This window comes from Pseudomonas sp. MTM4 (genome assembly GCF_019355055.1).
In the GTDB taxonomy this organism is placed as follows: domain Bacteria; phylum Pseudomonadota; class Gammaproteobacteria; order Pseudomonadales; family Pseudomonadaceae; genus Stutzerimonas.
Map to the genome: position 1 here is coordinate 4,632,172 of NZ_CP048411.1, position 16,285 is coordinate 4,648,456.

General features: G+C 62.0%; 11 protein-coding genes and 1 pseudogene. 8 read left to right on the top strand and 4 right to left on the bottom strand.

Annotated elements, in window-relative coordinates:
- Positions 1 to 106: 106 nt before the first annotated feature.
- The gene (locus GYM54_RS21405) at positions 107 to 1,003 is read left to right on the top strand and encodes an EamA family transporter (RefSeq protein WP_181102612.1); all 897 of its coding nucleotides are present in this window, start codon (positions 107 to 109) and stop codon (positions 1,001 to 1,003) included.
- A 50-nt stretch (positions 1,004 to 1,053) separates the two neighbouring features.
- Here GYM54_RS21405 and GYM54_RS22180 read toward each other — a convergent pair whose 3' ends face one another.
- Positions 1,054 to 1,767 carry a methyl-accepting chemotaxis protein gene (locus GYM54_RS22180; RefSeq protein WP_374105203.1) on the bottom strand — a complete coding sequence of 238 codons (714 nt, stop codon included), beginning with the start codon at positions 1,765 to 1,767 and terminating at the stop codon, positions 1,054 to 1,056.
- Between the two features lie 144 nt (positions 1,768 to 1,911).
- Positions 1,912 to 2,976: pseudogene (locus tag GYM54_RS22185) on the bottom strand (methyl-accepting chemotaxis protein); the annotation flags it as partial.
- A 492-nt stretch (positions 2,977 to 3,468) separates the two neighbouring features.
- Here GYM54_RS22185 and dgt point away from each other — a divergent pair.
- Positions 3,469 to 4,965: a dGTPase gene (gene dgt, locus GYM54_RS21415; RefSeq protein WP_181102602.1), complete on the top strand. Its 1,497-nt coding sequence runs from the start codon at positions 3,469 to 3,471 to the stop codon at positions 4,963 to 4,965.
- A 57-nt stretch (positions 4,966 to 5,022) separates the two neighbouring features.
- On the opposite strand, the gene GYM54_RS21420 is transcribed toward dgt, so the two are convergent.
- Complete coding sequence (locus GYM54_RS21420) at positions 5,023 to 5,676, bottom strand: TetR/AcrR family transcriptional regulator (RefSeq protein WP_181102600.1); 654 nt, start codon at positions 5,674 to 5,676, stop codon at positions 5,023 to 5,025.
- Positions 5,677 to 5,772: 96 nt separating this feature from the next.
- Between GYM54_RS21420 and GYM54_RS21425 the strand changes: the two genes are divergently transcribed.
- Both GYM54_RS21425 and GYM54_RS21430 read left to right on the top strand, forming a co-directional pair.
- Positions 5,773 to 6,870 (top strand): efflux RND transporter periplasmic adaptor subunit, encoded by a 1,098-nt coding sequence (locus tag GYM54_RS21425; protein ID WP_181102597.1) that lies wholly within the window; start codon positions 5,773 to 5,775, stop codon positions 6,868 to 6,870.
- Between the two features lie 5 nt (positions 6,871 to 6,875).
- Positions 6,876 to 9,950 carry an efflux RND transporter permease subunit gene (locus tag GYM54_RS21430; RefSeq protein WP_197444539.1) on the top strand — a complete coding sequence of 1,025 codons (3,075 nt, stop codon included), beginning with the start codon at positions 6,876 to 6,878 and terminating at the stop codon, positions 9,948 to 9,950.
- A 21-nt stretch (positions 9,951 to 9,971) separates the two neighbouring features.
- On the opposite strand, the gene GYM54_RS21435 is transcribed toward GYM54_RS21430, so the two are convergent.
- Positions 9,972 to 10,532, bottom strand: a complete 561-nt coding sequence (locus GYM54_RS21435) for a TetR/AcrR family transcriptional regulator (protein ID WP_181102593.1) — start codon at positions 10,530 to 10,532, stop codon at positions 9,972 to 9,974.
- 149 nt (positions 10,533 to 10,681) lie between these two features.
- On the opposite strand from GYM54_RS21435, the gene GYM54_RS21440 reads away from it, so the two are divergent.
- The 4 genes from GYM54_RS21440 to GYM54_RS21455 all read left to right on the top strand — a co-directional run bounded on the left by GYM54_RS21440 (position 10,682) and on the right by GYM54_RS21455 (position 16,219).
- Positions 10,682 to 11,281, top strand: coding sequence for a glutathione S-transferase family protein (locus tag GYM54_RS21440; protein ID WP_181102591.1), 600 nt, complete (start codon positions 10,682 to 10,684; stop codon positions 11,279 to 11,281).
- A gap of 11 nt (positions 11,282 to 11,292) precedes the next feature.
- Complete coding sequence (locus GYM54_RS21445; protein WP_181102589.1) at positions 11,293 to 12,225, top strand: pyridoxamine 5'-phosphate oxidase family protein; 933 nt, start codon at positions 11,293 to 11,295, stop codon at positions 12,223 to 12,225.
- Positions 12,226 to 12,228: 3 nt separating this feature from the next.
- Entirely contained in the window at positions 12,229 to 12,978 is a 750-nt protein-coding gene (locus tag GYM54_RS21450) for a Zn-dependent hydrolase (protein WP_181102587.1), read from the top strand.
- 226 nt (positions 12,979 to 13,204) lie between these two features.
- Positions 13,205 to 16,219: a transglycosylase domain-containing protein gene (locus tag GYM54_RS21455; protein WP_181102585.1), complete on the top strand. Its 3,015-nt coding sequence runs from the start codon at positions 13,205 to 13,207 to the stop codon at positions 16,217 to 16,219.
- The last annotated feature ends 66 nt before the right edge of the window (positions 16,220 to 16,285 follow it).

A 16,285-nucleotide genomic window follows, 5' to 3' on the forward strand; every position in this document is an offset into this window, starting at 1 on the left:
CGCAGGTTTGCCGCGCTGCGACTGTATTGCCGAATCCTTTGCTCGCTGTATGAGTGCACGATCGCTGTGGAGGGCTTTAATGATTTTTTAACTTGGGAAGTGCGCCATGGCACCCAAAGACCTCCTGCTGGCCCTCGTGGTAATCGTTGTCTGGGGCATGAACTTCGTAGTGATCAAAGTCGGTCTGGACGATATTCCGCCGATGCTGCTGGGCGCGTTGCGTTTCCTGCTTGCCGCCTTCCCGGCGATTCTGTTCATCAAACGTCCGCAACTGCCGCTGCGCTGGCTGCTGGCCTATGGCGCGACTATCTCGCTTGGGCAGTTCGCTTTTTTGTTCTCGGCCATGAATGTCGGCATGCCGGCCGGGCTGGCCTCGTTGGTGCTGCAATCGCAGGCATTTTTCACGCTGTTCTTCGCCGCGCTGTTTCTTGGCGAGCGCCTGCGGGCGACCAATTTCATCGGCTTGTTGATCGCGGCGGGCGGGCTGCTGCTGATCGGCATGCAGGGCGATCGCAGCATGACCTTGGCCGGCTTCGTGCTGACCATCTGTGCGGCGTCGATGTGGGCGCTGGGCAATATCGTGACGCGCAAGGTGGGCAAAGTGAATCTGGTCGGATTGGTGGTGTGGGGCAGCCTGTTTCCACCGATCCCATTCTTTGCGCTTTCATGGATGCTGGAAGGCCCGCAAGTGATCGAAAGCGCGTTGCGCGGCATCGGCTGGAGTTCGGTTCTGGTGCTTCTCTATCTGGCCTTCGGTGCGACTATCCTCGGCTACAGCCTGTGGAGCCGGCTGTTGTCGCGCTACCCGGCCAACACCGTGGCGCCTTTCTCGCTGCTGGTACCGGTGGTGGGGCTTACCTCCGCAGCGCTGCTGCTCGATGAGCATCTTGGTGTGATGCAGGCGATCGGAGCGCTGCTGGTAATGCTGGGGCTGATGATCAACGTAGGCGGCGGCTGGCTGCTGGGCCGGGTGCGCATGGCGCTGGGCGGTTCGGCTGCCTGAAGAAACCGGATCGCGACTTCCATGCCCGATCCGGTTCTGCAGATTTCACATCAGACCTTGAAGCGGCCAATCAGCGTCTGCAACTCGCTGCCCAGTTGGGCCAGTTGCGCCGTGGACGCGGCCGTTTCCTGCGCCGCTTCGGCGGATTGGTCGGCTACGTCGCGCACGTTGAGCACACTGCGATTGATCTCTTCGGCCACTGAACTTTGCTGCTCTGCAGCGGTGGCAATCTGCTGATTCATCGCCTGAATGATCGACACTGTCTCGGTGATCGCCTGCAGTTCCTCACCGACATCACGCGCCAGGCTGACCGTGTCCTTGGCGAGACTGCTACTGCTGTCCATCATCCCCGAGGCGGTACGCGCGTCTTTCTGCAGGTTGCTGATCAGCTCCTCGATCTGCGCGGTGGATTGCTGGGTGCGCTGTGCCAGGCCGCGGACTTCGTCGGCGACCACGGCGAAACCACGACCCGCCTCGCCTGCACGTGCCGCCTCGATTGCCGCGTTGAGTGCCAGCAGATTGGTTTGTTCGGCGATGCCGTTGATCACCGTCAGCACGGTGCTGATGCCATCTGTTTCCTGGTTCAGCTGGGTCATGGCTTCGGCGGAAAGCGTAACTTCCGCGGACAATCGATCGACCTGTGCCAGCGCCCGTTGCACCACGGCGTTGCCCTTGGTTGCCTGTTGGTCCGCGCGCCTGGCAGCGCCGGATGCTTCTTCGGCGTTGCGCGCCACTTCCTGCACCGTGGCGGTCATTTCATGCATGGCGGTGGCGACCTGATCGGTTTCCTGACGTTGGCTGTTCACGCCTGCGCTGGCCTGGGCGGTGACCGCCGACAGTTCTTCCGAGGCGGCCGCCAGCTGCGTGGTGATACCGCCAATATGGCCGATGAGCGATTGCAGGTTGCTGCGGGTTTTGCCCAGCCCATCGAGCAGCTGACCGAACTCGTCGTGGCGTTTATCCACATCCTGTCCGGTCATGTCGCCGGCGCCGATACGCTCGGCCATTCGCACGGCCTGATTCAGCGGCTGGGTAATCTGCCGAACGATCAAGGCGCTGATCAGCACACCTAGGGCAATAGCCAGCAACGTGATGCCAATGACTTGCACCTTCTTGGTCTGGGCTTCCTCGGCGCGTTTGCTGGTTTGACTGGCGATGATGCCCTGAGCCTGTTCATAGAGCCTGGCGAAGATCGCCTCCATGTCCTGGTGCGCCTGTTGTTGCAGAGCGACGATGGGCGGTAACTTCTTGACCAGCTCGACGTATTCGTTCGCGCTGGCCTTGAGTATCTTCAGGCGTTCGGCCTGAGGCCCGATCAGCTCGCTTTCCAGGGATGTGATGGCCGCGTTGAGGCTGTCGAACTGCTGATTGAGCGCCTGCAGGGCGGCCTCGGACTCTTCCATCAGGTAGCCACGCACCGTGTAGCGCAGCAGCCGGTTCTGCTTGGACAGTTCGCTGGTGAGCAGGGCGATGTTGGCGGTATCGCTGGCTGGATGCAGTACCGGGTTGCCCTGGACGCCGTTCCAGCGTCGCTCCAGGTCGCCGATCAGTTTGTCAGTGTTGTTTCCAGTTTCGACCCAGTTGGCGCGGGTTTGCGTTTTCTGCGCGTGGAGGGCTACCAGTTTTTCGAACGCGTCCTGGTAATGGCGGGCTTCACTGGCGATGGTTTCCAGATACTCAAGGTCTTGCGGCTCGGAGAAGCTGGCCCTTTCCCTTTCGATGATCTGAACGATGTTGGCCACCGAATCCGTGACGTGAGCGACGTGGCTGGGATCGCTGCGCTCCTCGAAGCGCACCTGCGCGTAGCGAATTTCGTTGGCTTCGTTGAGCAGGCTCTCAGCCGTCTGTGCCTTGTCGCTGCGGGAGATCAGCGCGTCCATGCTGAACACGCCGATAACGGCGACGCAGACGGTCAACAGCAGTACGGCTGCGAAACCCAGAGCCAGCTTGTAGCTGACCTTCAGATTTTTCATTGTTGTTTCCTCAAGGCAGGATGCCACTGAAGTTAGTCGTAATATGACATCGGCAGAATAAGCCTTTACTTGAGTATGTCGTCTGATGACTACAAAGGTTTTTTCTGCTCACAACGCATCGCCTGCCGTTGAGGCGAGGCGATTGAGGTCTGGTTGAAGGCGTTGGTGCCGGACTGGCTGCGCTTCAGCCTTCGTTCAGGCGAGCAAGCTCATGGCGAACCATCGCCGCGTATTCCGGTGGGGTGAGTTGGTAGAGTTCCGAGGCGACCCAGGACAGCCAGCGAGCTCCCAGTTCGGGTCGCTTGTCGAGCAGCCGCCGTGCTTCGGCGGTCGCCCGCTCGGCATGTTGGCGATGAAATCCGCTCTGCTCATGATGCTTCGCTCCTGGCTGAGCGGGCGATTCTAGTCCAGCAGGGCTAGGGCGGGGCAGCGGTCTTGGTAAAGCCGTCATGCCGCGCTAGGCTCGGCTTTCTTATTTATCGAGTGCGATCCATGCCAGTGCCCCTGAACTTCAAGGACAAGATCACCCGTCAACGGCCCTATGGCCAGATGGAGCAGGGGATGCGCGCCTCGGACGGCAACCTGCAGGCGGTCATCGATCAGCTGGAGAGCGACCGCGGCCGCATCATAAATTCGGCGGCGGTGCGTCGCCTGCAGCAGAAAACGCAGGTGTTCCCGCTGGAGCGCAACGCGGCGGTGCGTAGCCGGCTGACGCATTCGTTGGAGGTCCAACAGACCGGTCGTTTCATCGTCCGTACGCTATATAAGCAGCTTGGCAACAAGGCCAGCCTGTATGGCCTCGATGATCTGGAAGGGGCACTGGAAAGCTTGGTGGAAATGGCCTGCCTGATGCACGACATCGGTAATCCGCCCTTTGGGCACTTCGGCGAGTTCGCCATCAGTGAGTGGTTTGCTCGCCATCTCGAGACGCTTTTCGACTCGGCCGTGCCGGTGGAGCAGGGCGGTATCGAGCTGCGCGCACGCATGCTGCTCGATCTCAAACAGTTCGAAGGCAACGCTCAGGCGATTCGTCTGGTGGTGAGCCTGTTGCGGCTCAATCTGACCTATACCCAGACGGCCGGCCTGCTCAAGTACGTGCGGGCTGCCTACGCGCCCAAGCCTGAGAAGGGCACGCCTGGCGCCTATCTGCACAAGAAGCCGGGTTTCTATCTATCCGAAGAGCCGTTCGTGGATGATTTGCGCACCGCGCTGGGTCTGCAATCCGGCACGCGCCATCCCGTCGCCTACATCATGGAAGCAGCGGACGACATCGCCTATTGCCTGGCCGATATCGAGGACTCGGTGGAGAAGGGCATCTTCACCATCGAACAGCTGGCAGATCTGCTGGTGGCCAAGTTCGCCGAGCACGGGTCGCCGGACGAGCCGATCGCGGCAGCTGGGCGCAGCTTCCGCAGCATGGTCGCCTATGCCGAGTCGCGGGCGCGGAAGGAGCCGATCAACAAGGTTGGCGAGTTCTTCATCTGGTTGCGGGTGAACATGGTCCATCCGCTGGTGCAGCATGCGGCTCAGCAGTTCGTCGACAACATCGAATCCGTCTACCACGGCACGCTGGACCGAGCACTGCTGGAAGATTCCAGTCTGGCCAACGCCATCGTGCAGACCTTCAAGGACGTTGCGATGGACCGCGTGTTCTGCCATCGAGAAGTGGAAACCTTGCAATTGCAGGGCTATCGGATACTGCAGGGCTTGCTCGACGCCTATGCACCACTGCTACGTGTCGCCCCGGAAACCTTCCAGGCCTTGACCGAGGGCGGCTGCCGCAGCGAACCACATCTGCAGATGCTGGCGCGGCGATTGCCAAGCCAACTGATCAAGGCCTACCACGAGGCCATGAAAGCCCACCCCATGGAGTCGCCTGACCAGCCGTTGTGGGAGTTCTACTACCGCTGCCGAATGCTGCAGGATTTCGTCAGTGGTATGACCGATCAGCTGGCGCAGGACGAATTTCGAACGCTTTCCGCGCTGTAGATCCTACGGCTGCTCCCGCTGCGTCGTGATTGTTCGAGCCGGGATGTTCGTGCCGGCTCAGCCCTCCGCAGACTGCGCGCAGTCATAGGCGCGGATGAACAGCGCGACGCAGTCCTGCACATGTTCGTCGGCCTCTTCCGAATCGGGCGCATCCGTGTAGCCGATCAGCAAGCGGAAGTGCGCAACGCCTTTTATCAACGAGCAGAAGTGTTCGGCGGCGCGCATAGGCTCGCTTACCTGCAGCAGTCCGCGCTGGTTGGCCTGAATCAGCAGATGCTCCAGATCCACCAGCAAGCGCTGCGGTCCCGCATCGAAAAACATGCGTGACAGCGCGGAATTCTGCGTGGCCAAGGCGACCATGACACGGTGCAGTCCGATGGATTCCGGGCTGTTGACCAGCGCATGGAATGCGCGGCCCAGATCCAGCAGCACCTGCCGGATCGAACAACCGTCTTCGAGTACGAACAGCGTGCGCGGCAGGCGCGTCTCACAGGTGGTCTTTATCGCCTCGCCAAACAACGCCTCCTTATCCTTGAAGTGGCTATACAGCGTGAGCTTCGAGACGCCCGCCTCGGCGGCGATAGCGTCCATGCTGCTGCCTTCATAGCCGTTGCTCAGAAACAACACCTGAGCGGCGGCGAGAATCGCTTCGCGCTTGGCTGGATCCTTCGGGCGGCCCGGGCCAGAGGGCACGGATGGTTTTTCTGTCATAAGTGTTTTTAATACTAGACTGGTGAGTTCGGTATTTTTACTATGCCGGCCAGTATAGGTATTAAAGCCCGCCTTGCGACAGAGAGAGAACCAAACGTGTTCCGACATGCCTTGCCTTTCCTTGGTGTCATTGGTCTCGCCTTGTTATCCGGTTGCGGCAATGGTGAGCCCGAGCAGCTCTCGGCAAGGCCGGTCATGGTGGTTCAACCGCAGCCGGCCAGCGAGGCGGTTGAAAGCTATCCGGGCGAGGTGCATGCGCGTTACGAGCCTGAATTGTCGTTCCGAATCGGCGGAAAGGTGACCGAGCGTCTGGTCGAAGCCGGTGAACGGGTGCGCAAGGATCAGCCGTTGGCCAAGCTCGATCCGCGCGACGTGCAATTGCAGTTGGAAGGTCTGCGCGCCCAGGTAGCCGCCGCCGAGGCCAACCTTCGCGTCGCGCGCGCCGAGCACGAGCGCTACAAGACGCTCATGGATCGCCAACTGGTCAGCCGCTCGCAGTTCGATTCTTCCGAAAACGCCTTTCGCTCGGCCCAGGCGCGTCTGCAGCAGGCGCGCGCTGAGTTCGACGTGGCGCGCAACCAGGTCGACTACGCCGTTCTGCGGGCGACCCGCGATGGAGTGATCGCGCAACGTCGGGTCGAGGTCGGCCAGGTGGTCGCGGCAGGGCAGACCGCGTTCGTGTTGGCCGCTGATGGCGAGCGTGAGGTGGCGATCCATTTGCCGGAGCAGGCGCTGGATCGTTATGCGGTGGGGCAGAAGGTCTCTGTGGAAATCTGGTCGCATCCCGGCAAGCAGTACCCCGGACACATTCGTGAGTTATCGCCGGCGGCCGATCAGCAATCGCGTACCTACTCGGCGCGCGTCGCGTTCGCCGATGCCGAGGTGCCGGCCGATCTGGGTCAGAGCGCCCTGGTGTCGATCCGCAAAAACGGCGAGGTGCCGCTGGCCGTGCCGCTTTCGGCTGTCACGGCCGAGCAGGGCAAGGCCTATGTCTGGCGAGTGACGAAGGGCGCCACCTTGGAGCGAGTCGCTGTGCGCACCGGTGCCTTCGGCGAAACCCTGGTACCCATATTGGATGGCTTGCAAGCTGACGACTGGGTCGTGCTAGCCGGCGTTCAGATGCTGCACGAAAATCAAGAGGTAAGGGCGGTGGACCGCGACAACCGACCGGTCGTGCTGGCGGCCCAGGAGTAATCGCGATGCGCTTCAATCTCTCCGCCTGGGCGCTGGGTAACCGGCAGATCGTGATCTATCTGATGCTGTTGGTGGCTGTCGTCGGGGTACTTTCCTACAGCAAACTCGGCCAGAGCGAAGACCCGCCTTTTACCTTCAAGGCGATGGTGATCCAGACTCAATGGCCCGGCGCCACGGCCGAGGAAGTCTCCCGTCAGGTCACCGAGCGCATCGAGAAGAAGCTGATGGAGACGGGCGATTACGAGCGCATCGTTTCCTTCTCGCGACCGGGCGAATCCAACGTGACCTTCATGGCGCGCGATTCGATGGGCTCCGGGGAGATTCCCGAACTCTGGTACCAGATTCGCAAGAAGATCGGCGATATCCGCCATACCTTCCCGGCCGGCGTGCAGGGCCCTTTCTTCAATGACGAGTTCGGCACCACCTTCGGCAACATCTATGCGCTGACCGGCAAGGGCTTCGACTATGCGGTGCTCAAGGATTATGCCGACCGCATCCAGCTGCAGCTGCAGCGCGTGACGAATGTCGGCAAGGTCGAGCTGATCGGCCTGCAGGACGAAAAGATCTGGATCGAGCTTTCCAACGTCAAACTGGCCAACCTGGGAGTACCGCTGGAAGCCGTGCAACAGGCGCTCGAAGCGCAGAATACAGTGTTGTCGGCGGGCTTCGTCGAGACCTCGAGCGACCGCGTCCAACTACGTGTGACGGGCAGCTTCGAGACGGTCAAGGAAATTCGCGACTTCCCCATCCGCGTGGCTGGCAGCACCTTCCGTATCGGCGATGTGGCTGACGTCTATCGTGGCTTCAACGATCCGCCGGCGCCCCGTATGCGCTTCATGGGCGAGCCGGCGATCGGTCTGGCGGTGTCGATGAAGGACGGTGGCGACATCCTCATGCTGGGCGAGGCACTGCAGGGCGAATTCGCGCGATTGCAGCAGGAATTGCCGGCCGGCATGGAGCTGCGCAAGGTGTCCGACCAACCGGCGGCGGTGAAGACTGGTGTTGGCGAGTTCGTTCAGGTGCTCATCGAGGCGCTGGTGATCGTGCTGCTGGTGAGCTTCTTCTCGCTCGGCGTGCGCACCGGTCTGGTGGTGGCGCTATCGATCCCGCTGGTCTTGGCGATGACCTTCGCGACCATGAATTACCTCAACATCGGTCTGCACAAGATATCGCTCGGCGCGCTGGTGCTGGCGCTCGGGCTGATGGTGGACGACGCGATCATTGCGGTAGAGATGATGGCAATCAAAATGGAGCAGGGCTTCGACCGGCTCAAGGCGGCGAGCTACGCCTGGACCAGCACGGCTTTTCCGATGCTGACCGGCACCCTGATCACCGCGGCGGGTTTCTTGCCGATTGCCACGGCGCAGTCGAGTACCGGTGAATACACCCGTTCAATCTTTCAAGTGGTGACTATCGCACTGGTTGCCTCGTGGATCGCCGCGGTGGTATTCGTCCCTCTATTGGGTGCGAAACTGCTGCCGGATCTGGCCAAGCGTCACGCGCAGAAACACGGCGGTAGCGACGAAGGGCACGATCCCTATTCGACGCCGTTCTACCAGCGGGTCAGGCGCCTCATCCAGTTCTGCGTGCGTCGGCGCAAAACGGTGATCGTGCTGACGCTGTTGCTCTTTGTCGGTGCGATCGGCCTGTTCCGCATCGTCCCGCAGCAGTTCTTTCCGGCGTCTGGGCGTCTGGAGCTTATGGTCGATCTCAAGCTGGCCGAAGGCGCTTCGCTCAAGGCCACTGAAGCCGAGGTGCACCGCCTCGAAGAAATGCTCAAGGATCGTGCAGGTATCGATAACTACGTGGCCTATGTCGGCAACGGGTCACCGCGTTTCTATCTACCGCTCGATCAGCAGCTGCCCGCTACGAGCTTCGCCCAGATCGTGGTGCTGGCCGAAAGCATTGAGGAACGCGAAGCCCTGCGCAGCTGGTTGATCGATCGCCTGCGCGAAGATTTCCCGACCCTGCGTGGGCGCGTCAGCCGGCTGGAAAATGGCCCGCCCGTGGGGTATCCGGTGCAGTTCCGAGTGACCGGCGAGCACATTGATGCGGTGCGCAAGTTGGCGCGTCAGGTCGCAGCCAAGGTGCGTGAGAACCCCCGCGTGGCCAACGTACACCTGGATTGGCAAGAGCCGAGTAAGGTGGTTTGGCTGAATGTCGACCAGGATCGCGCCCGCGCCCTTGGGGTGAGCACGGTCGAGCTATCGAGTTTCCTCAAGCGCACCTTCACCGGTACCACCGCCGGCCAGTTCCGCGAGGACAACGAGCTGATCGAGATTCTGCTGCGCGGCACCGAACGTGAGCGCGAGATGTTGTCGATGCTGCCCAGCCTGGCGATTCCTACCGCCAGCGGCCTCAGCGTGCCTTTGTCACAGGTCGCCACGCTGGAATATGGCTTCGAGGAAGGCGTGATCTGGCACCGCAATCGCCTGCCGACTGTGACGGTGCGTGCCGATGTCTACGGAGAACAGCAGCCGGCTTCGTTGGTGCAGCAGATCGAACCGACGTTGAGTGAGATTCGCGATGCGCTCCCCAGCGGTTATCTGCTGGAAGTTGGCGGCACGGTGGAAGATTCCAGCCGTGGGCAAGCGTCGGTGAATGCCGGTATGCCGCTGTTCATCATCGTCGTGGTCAGCCTGTTGATGATCCAGCTCAAGAGCTTCTCGCGCTCGGCCATGGTGTTCCTCACCGCGCCGCTAGGGCTGATCGGCGTTGCGCTGTTCCTGCTGTTGTTCGGTAAGCCGTTCGGCTTCGTCGCGATGCTCGGCACCATCGCGCTGTCGGGGATGATCATGCGCAACTCGGTGATTCTGGTGGACCAGATCGAACAGGACATCGGCGCCGGCCAAGATCGCTTCAATGCGATCATCGACGCGACGGTGCGCCGTTTCCGTCCCATCGTGTTGACCGCGCTGGCCTCGGTGCTGGCGATGATTCCGCTGTCACGCAGCGTGTTCTTTGGACCGATGGCGGTGGCGATCATGGGTGGCTTGATCGTCGCGACCGCACTGACGCTGCTGTTCCTGCCGGCACTTTACGCGGCCTGGTTCCGCGTGAAGGAAGAGCGCACGACGTAAGGGCGCATCACCGGCGTTTATTCAGACGCCGGCAGCCTGCAGCAACTGATCGGCCGCCGCCTTGGCCAGCAGCGCCTGATCAGCTGGCCCCTCGATGTGCGCCATGCTCAGCGCACCCTCGATCAAAAATTGTAGTTGCCGCGCAAGTTGCTTCGGCTGCGGTGCGTCGAGCGCTTCGAGCAGTTCGCGCAGATGCGTCTGAAACTGAGCCTTGTAAGTCGCCGAGCGCTGATGAATCGGATGATCGCGGTCGTGATATTCAGCCGCGGCGTTGATGAACAAGCAGCCACAGAACGCGTTCGGGCTGTGAATCATATTGTTCAACCCATCGAAAACGCCGAGCAGCGCCTTGCGCGGCGGCAGCTTGTCGCGCGCTTCGCGCAGACGCTCGAGCATCGGCTGCTGGCGTGCGTCGAGCACCGCCAGGATCAGTTCTTCCTTCGACTTGAAGTGCTTGTACAGCGTCATCTTGGCCACGCCGGACTCATTGAGAATCCGGTCGATGCCCGTGGCGTGGTAGCCCTCTGTGTAAAACAGCCGCTCGGCGGTGCTGAGCAGTAGGTCGCGCTTGTTCGATGCCATGTAGGTCTCCTCGGGCGGCCATTATGCGGCAGCGGTTCTTTTCGCTCCAATCGTCATCCTCGAGAACATTTTGCGCTTGCAGTGTACAGACAGGTCTGTCTATTATCCAGTCGTGCCTTACCCAACCACATCTGCGAAGGAGCGACACGATGAAACTGTACGATCTGACCCTGTCCGGTAACTGCTACAAAGCGCGCCTGTTTCTCAGCCTGATCGGCCAGCCGGTTGAGCTGGTGCCGGTGAATCTGCTGCAAGGCGAGCACAAGCAACCGTCGTTTCTCGCTATCAATCCGCGCGGGCAGGTGCCGGTTCTGGAGGATGGCGATACCCGCGTGGTCGACTCCCAGGCCATCCTCGTCTACCTGGCACGGCGCTACGCCGACGAAGTCTGGTATCCGCAGGATGCGCTCACTCAGGCGCGCGTCGTTGGCTGGCTGAGTTTCGCCGCCAACGAGATGCATCACGGCCCGGCCACGGCTCGGGTAGGGCGCTTGTTCCGCCGCCCGATCGACGAACCCTTGACCGCCAGCCGTGCGCTCGCCGCTTTACAGTTGGTCGAGCAGCAGCTCACCGAACATGCCTGGCTGGCCGAAACCGCTGCGCCAACCATCGCCGATCTAGCGGTATACCCCTACGCGGCGCTGGCTGGTGAGGGCGGTATCGATCTCGGTCCGTACCCGGCAATCCGCTCCTGGTGTTCCCGCATCCGCGAGCTGCCGGGCTACATCGGAATGCCCGGCCTGGAATAGGAGATATCGCTATGAGCAGCCCCTTCCACGTCGGCGAGCAATCCGTTCAGACCCGTGCCGGCGTTCGCGAAAAAGCCGAGCAAATAGGCAGTCGCGTGATCCGCTCGTCGTTTATGCCTGAGCAGCATCGGGAATTTTTCGCGCAATTACCGGCTTTGCTGGTAGCGGCGGTGGACAGCGAAGGGCAGCCTCATGCATCGATACTTTGCGGCGCGGCTGGGTTCGCCTGGTCGCCCCATCCAGCCTTGCTGTGCGTTGGCGCCCGGCCACAGATCGACGATCCGATCGCATCACTGCTGCAGCCGCGCGCCGCGGTCGGTCTGCTCGGGCTCGAATGGCCGACTCGCAGACGCAACAGGATGAATGGGCGCATAGTCGAGAGTGACGAGCGCGGCTTCAGCGTCGCGGTCGCGCAGTCGTTCGGCAATTGCACGAAGTACATCCAGGCACGCGATTGGCAGGCGACCCCGCGCCTGCCGGGGTTAATGCTTAAGGGTGACGGCCTGGACGAACAATGGCTGGGGCTGGTACAGGCGGCGGACACGTTGTTCATCGCCAGCCAGAGTTCGGACCCACAGGGTGGCGGAGTGGATATTTCGCATCGTGGCGGACCGGCCGGTTTTATCGAGGTCGGCCGGGACGGTCGGCTCTGGATACCGGACTACAGCGGCAATCGGCTATTCAATACGCTCGGCAATCTGCTGCGCGACCCGCGCTGTGGGCTGCTGTTGATCGATTTCAGTAGCGGCGATCTGCTGCACCTGCAGGCGCGTGCTGAGCTGATCTGGCCTGAGCAGTACGAGGCGTTGAATGTCACACCGCCGGCTGGCGCGGAGCGAATGCTCGCGCTGACGCCGGGACGCTGGACGCTGCGCCGCTCGCGCCTGCCGTTGGCGTTCGCTTCGCCCCAGTTTTCGCCATTCCTTCCCGAGGCAGGAGTGTGAGCCATGCGCAGCCTGAGGATAGTTGGCTTGTCATTGATGTTATTGGCCGGAACCGTGAGCGCAGCGGAACTGCGCTTCAGCTTGGTTCGCACCGCGCAGACCACGTCCAGCGGTGAATTCTCCTGGCGCGATGGTGGCTGGGTACAGCCGCCAACCGTCAACCACATTGCCGTCCTGATCGAGCATCAGGGCAGTCGGCTGCTATTCGGCACGGGCCTCGGCCGGCAGATCGATGCGCAGCTGGACAGCGCGATTCCCTGGCGTGAAAGGCGCTACCGGGCCGTACAGCCTGCGCGTGATCAGCTTGATCGCGATGGCATAAGCGTCGACCGGGTTGTGCTGGGTTGCGCCCGTTGGGAGTACGCGTCCGGGCTGGCCGACTTCGCCGATCTGCCGGTGCTGGCCAATCCGGAAAGTATTCATTACGCCCGCACCGCAACGCCGCCTGCAGTGATCCCGGCGCAGTTCGCTCATGGGGTCGATTGGCAGCCGCTGCGCTTCGAACGGCGTTCTTTTTATGGATTCGAGGATAGCCTCGACCTGTTTGGCGACGGGCGGCTGATAGTGGTGAAACTGCCCGGGCATGGCGCGCTAGGGCTGTTCCTCACCTTGGATGATGGGCAGCGCTACTTCTTTCATGGCGATGCCGTCGGCAGTGAAAGCAATCAAAAGCCGTTGCCTGCCGAGGTTTTGCAGGTGCGGGATGCTCAGCTGCAAGCGCGGCTCGGTTTTTATCCAACGTGGATCGAATAAGGGGCTCTGCCAAGGCCGTTCTTGAGCGGCTCCGTTCGTCTGCTTGAACACGTGAACGAAACGCCAACAGCTAAGCTTAAGCCTGTGATTTTCCTAGGAAGCCAGGCCGGAACATATGGGCGCAGTATGGCGGAGCGATACCTCCCGGGCGGCTGGTGGCAAGCGCGCATCGAAGGCCAGCAAAACCGGTAGACCAACCACGCACGGCAGCCGTCTGGCGCGCCGCATGACGCTGTTGCTGGGCATCTCGCTGCTGGCAGGCGGTGGCTATGCGGCCTGGCATGAGATGCATACCTCAAAGCTGCAGGCGCTGTGGCTGAGCCGTTATGCCGAGAACCTCGACTATCGGGTCGAGCCCGGCGCGAGCACCAATATCCGCTTCCCCGAGGCTGGGCCTTTCGATCGGCGTCTGGGCTATGCGGCGCTGCCAAAGTTTCTCGAGCGGCTGACCGAGCGCGGTTTCGATATCCAACAGCAGGTGCGTTTTTCGCCGGCCTTGCAACGCTACGCCAGCCACGGCTTCTTCCTGCCCTATCCGGAAAAGTCGCAGGCGGGGCTGACGATAGACGATTGCCGTGGCGAGCCCCTATACGCCAACAGCTACCCGCATCAGTACTACGAAACCTTCGAAGACGTGCCGCCCATCATCGCGATGAGCCTGTTGTTCATCGAGGATCGCGGGCTGCTCAATGCCGAGCGACCCCGCGCGAACCCGGCTGTGGACTGGCCGCGTTTCACCATGGCGGCTGTGAGCCAGGTCGAAAAGAAGCTCGGCCTGCCGGTACAGGCGGCTGGCGGCAGTACGCTCGCGACCCAGGTAGAGAAATACCGCCACTCGCCTGAAGGCCGAACCGGAAGCGCGGAGGAAAAAATCCGGCAGATGATTTCGGCGAGCGTGCGCACCTACCGCGAAGGCCAGCAAACCTTGACCACGCGCAAGCGTATCGTGCGCGACTACCTCAACAGCGTGCCGCTGTCGGCGGCGTACGGTCACGGCGAAGTGCATGGCATTGCCGATGGACTGCGCCTCTGGTTCGGCGCGGATTTCGCCGAGGTCAACCGTGCGCTGGACTCGCGCCGCAACGCCGATGTCAGTTATGAGGCACGGGGCCTGGCGCTGCGCCAGGTGTTGTCGTTGCTGATCGCTCAGCGGCGCCCGTCGTATTACCTGTTCTCCGGACGAGAAGACATGGCGGAGCTCACCGACAGCCACATCCGTCTGCTGGCCAACGGTGGGGTGATCGGCACCCGGCTGCGCAACGCGGCGCTGCAGCAGAAGGTGATGTTCCGTGATCTACGCCGCGAGCCGGGTATCCGCGAGGTGCCGACCAGCAAGGGCATCACCGCCGCGCGCATGCGTTTGAGCAGTCTGCTCGGCGTGTCGCTGTATGAACTGGATCGTCTCGATCTGGCCGCCACCACGCCGCTGCACGGGGAATTACAGAAGCAGGTCAGCGATTATCTGCTGCGTCTGGCGGAGCCGGAGTTCGCGGGCGAGGTCGGGCTGTTCGGCGAGCGAATGCTGTCGCCGGAGCGCACCGCGGACGTCCGCTACAGCTTCACGCTGTTCGAGCGCGGTGAGCAGGGCTTCCGCGTGCGGGTACAGACCGACAACACAAACCAGCCGTTCGATATCAATGAAGGCAGCAAACTGGAGCTTGGCTCCACGGCCAAGCTGCGCGTGCTGACTACCTATCTCGAAGTGATCGCCGAATTGCACGATCGCTATGCGCAAAGCGAAATCAGCGAATTGCGCAAAGCCGAGGCGGTCGATCCGCTGACACGCTGGGCCGTGGGTTATCTGATCGAGCACGAGGACCGCAACCTACCGGCGATGCTCGATGCGGCGCTGGAACGCCGCTACTCGGCCAGTCCCGCCGAGCGTTTCTTCACCGGGGCCGGTATGCATCGATTCGGCAATTTTCGTCGTGAGGATGACGGACGTTTGCCCACCATGCGCGAGGCGCTGCGAGAGTCGATCAACCTGCCGTTCGTACGCTTGATGCGAGATCTGGTGAGGTACAGCACCTACCAGACCTCCAACGGCGCCGAGCTGTTGAAAAGTGACGACAACCCCGAGCGGCGTGAATATCTGCGACGCTTCGCCGACCGCGAGGGCTCGGTGTTCCTTCAGCGCTTCTGGAAAAAGTACCGTGGCAAGACTGCTGAGGAACGCATCGAAGTGCTGCTGGACGGCATGCGCCCGACGCCGCCCCGGCTCGCCGCGGTGCACCGCTACCTGATGCCGGAGGCCGATCGTGCTGCTTTCGACCGCTTCCTCAAGCAAGCCCTGCCGGGCGTCGAACTCAACGACGACAAGCTCGATTCGCTCTACACCCGTTACGGACCGGGCGCCTATAGCCTGCCGGATCAGGGCTACATCGCCAGGGTGCATCCGCTGGACCTGTGGTTGCTGGGCTATCTGATCAAGCACCCGGATGCAGGCATCTCCGAGGTGATCGCTGCCAGCACCGCTGAGCGCCAGGAAGTCTACGGCTGGCTGTTCCGCAGCCGGCACAAGAGCGCGCGCGACAGCCGCATTCGCATCATGCTGGAAGTGGAAGCCTTCACCGACATCCACCGTCGCTGGCAGCGTCTGGGTTATCCCTTCGATCATCTGGTGCCGTCGCTCGCCACCGCGCTGGGCAGTTCCGGCGATCGCCCGGCCGCGCTGGCGGAGCTGATGGGCATCATCGTCAATGACGGCGTAAGGCTGCCCAGTGTGCGTATCGACAGCCTGCATTTTGCCAGCGACACGCCGTATGAAACGCGCGTGGGCATCAGGCCGAATACGGGTGTCAGGGTGCTGCACAGTGAGGTGGCCGCGGCGTTACGCGAAGCGCTCGCCAATGTGGTTGAGGGTGGCACGGCGCGCCGGCTGCGCGGCAGCTTCCTGCAAAGTGACGGCGAACCGCTACGTGTTGGCGGCAAGACCGGAACGGGCGACAACCGCATCCAGACCATTGGGGCAGGCGGGCGGCTGATCAGTTCGCTGGCATTGAATCGGACTGCCACCTTCGTTTTCTTTCTCGGTCCGAATCATTTCGGCACCTTGACCGCCTACGTTCCAGGGCGCGGCGCAGACAGTTTCCGCTTCACCTCGGCGCTGCCGGTGCAGGTGCTCAAAGGCATGGCGCCGATTCTCCAGCCCTATCTGCAGGTCGGCGCACAGACGCAATGTCAGCCGCCGGCAGAGCCGATCAAGCCCACGCTGACCGCCAGCATGGTGTCGAGCTCCTGACCCGGCCACAGCCAGTCACTCAGGAAGATTGCCGAGCGCTTCCCGCTCGGCGAGACTCGTTCGATT

Coding starts and splice junctions, on each gene's coding strand:
- GYM54_RS21440 (WP_181102591.1), top strand. CDS start 10,682: ATGAAACTGTACGATCTGACCCTGTCCGGTAACTGCTACAAAGCGCGC.
- GYM54_RS21405 (WP_181102612.1), top strand. CDS start 107: ATGGCACCCAAAGACCTCCTGCTGGCCCTCGTGGTAATCGTTGTCTGG.
- GYM54_RS21430 (WP_197444539.1), top strand. CDS start 6,876: ATGCGCTTCAATCTCTCCGCCTGGGCGCTGGGTAACCGGCAGATCGTG.
- GYM54_RS21445 (WP_181102589.1), top strand. CDS start 11,293: ATGAGCAGCCCCTTCCACGTCGGCGAGCAATCCGTTCAGACCCGTGCC.
- GYM54_RS21435 (WP_181102593.1), bottom strand. CDS start 10,532: ATGGCATCGAACAAGCGCGACCTACTGCTCAGCACCGCCGAGCGGCTG.
- dgt (WP_181102602.1), top strand. CDS start 3,469: ATGCCAGTGCCCCTGAACTTCAAGGACAAGATCACCCGTCAACGGCCC.
- GYM54_RS21420 (WP_181102600.1), bottom strand. CDS start 5,676: ATGACAGAAAAACCATCCGTGCCCTCTGGCCCGGGCCGCCCGAAGGAT.
- GYM54_RS21450 (WP_181102587.1), top strand. CDS start 12,229: ATGCGCAGCCTGAGGATAGTTGGCTTGTCATTGATGTTATTGGCCGGA.
- GYM54_RS22180 (WP_374105203.1), bottom strand. CDS start 1,767: ATGCATGAAATGACCGCCACGGTGCAGGAAGTGGCGCGCAACGCCGAA.
- GYM54_RS21455 (WP_181102585.1), top strand. CDS start 13,205: ATGACGCTGTTGCTGGGCATCTCGCTGCTGGCAGGCGGTGGCTATGCG.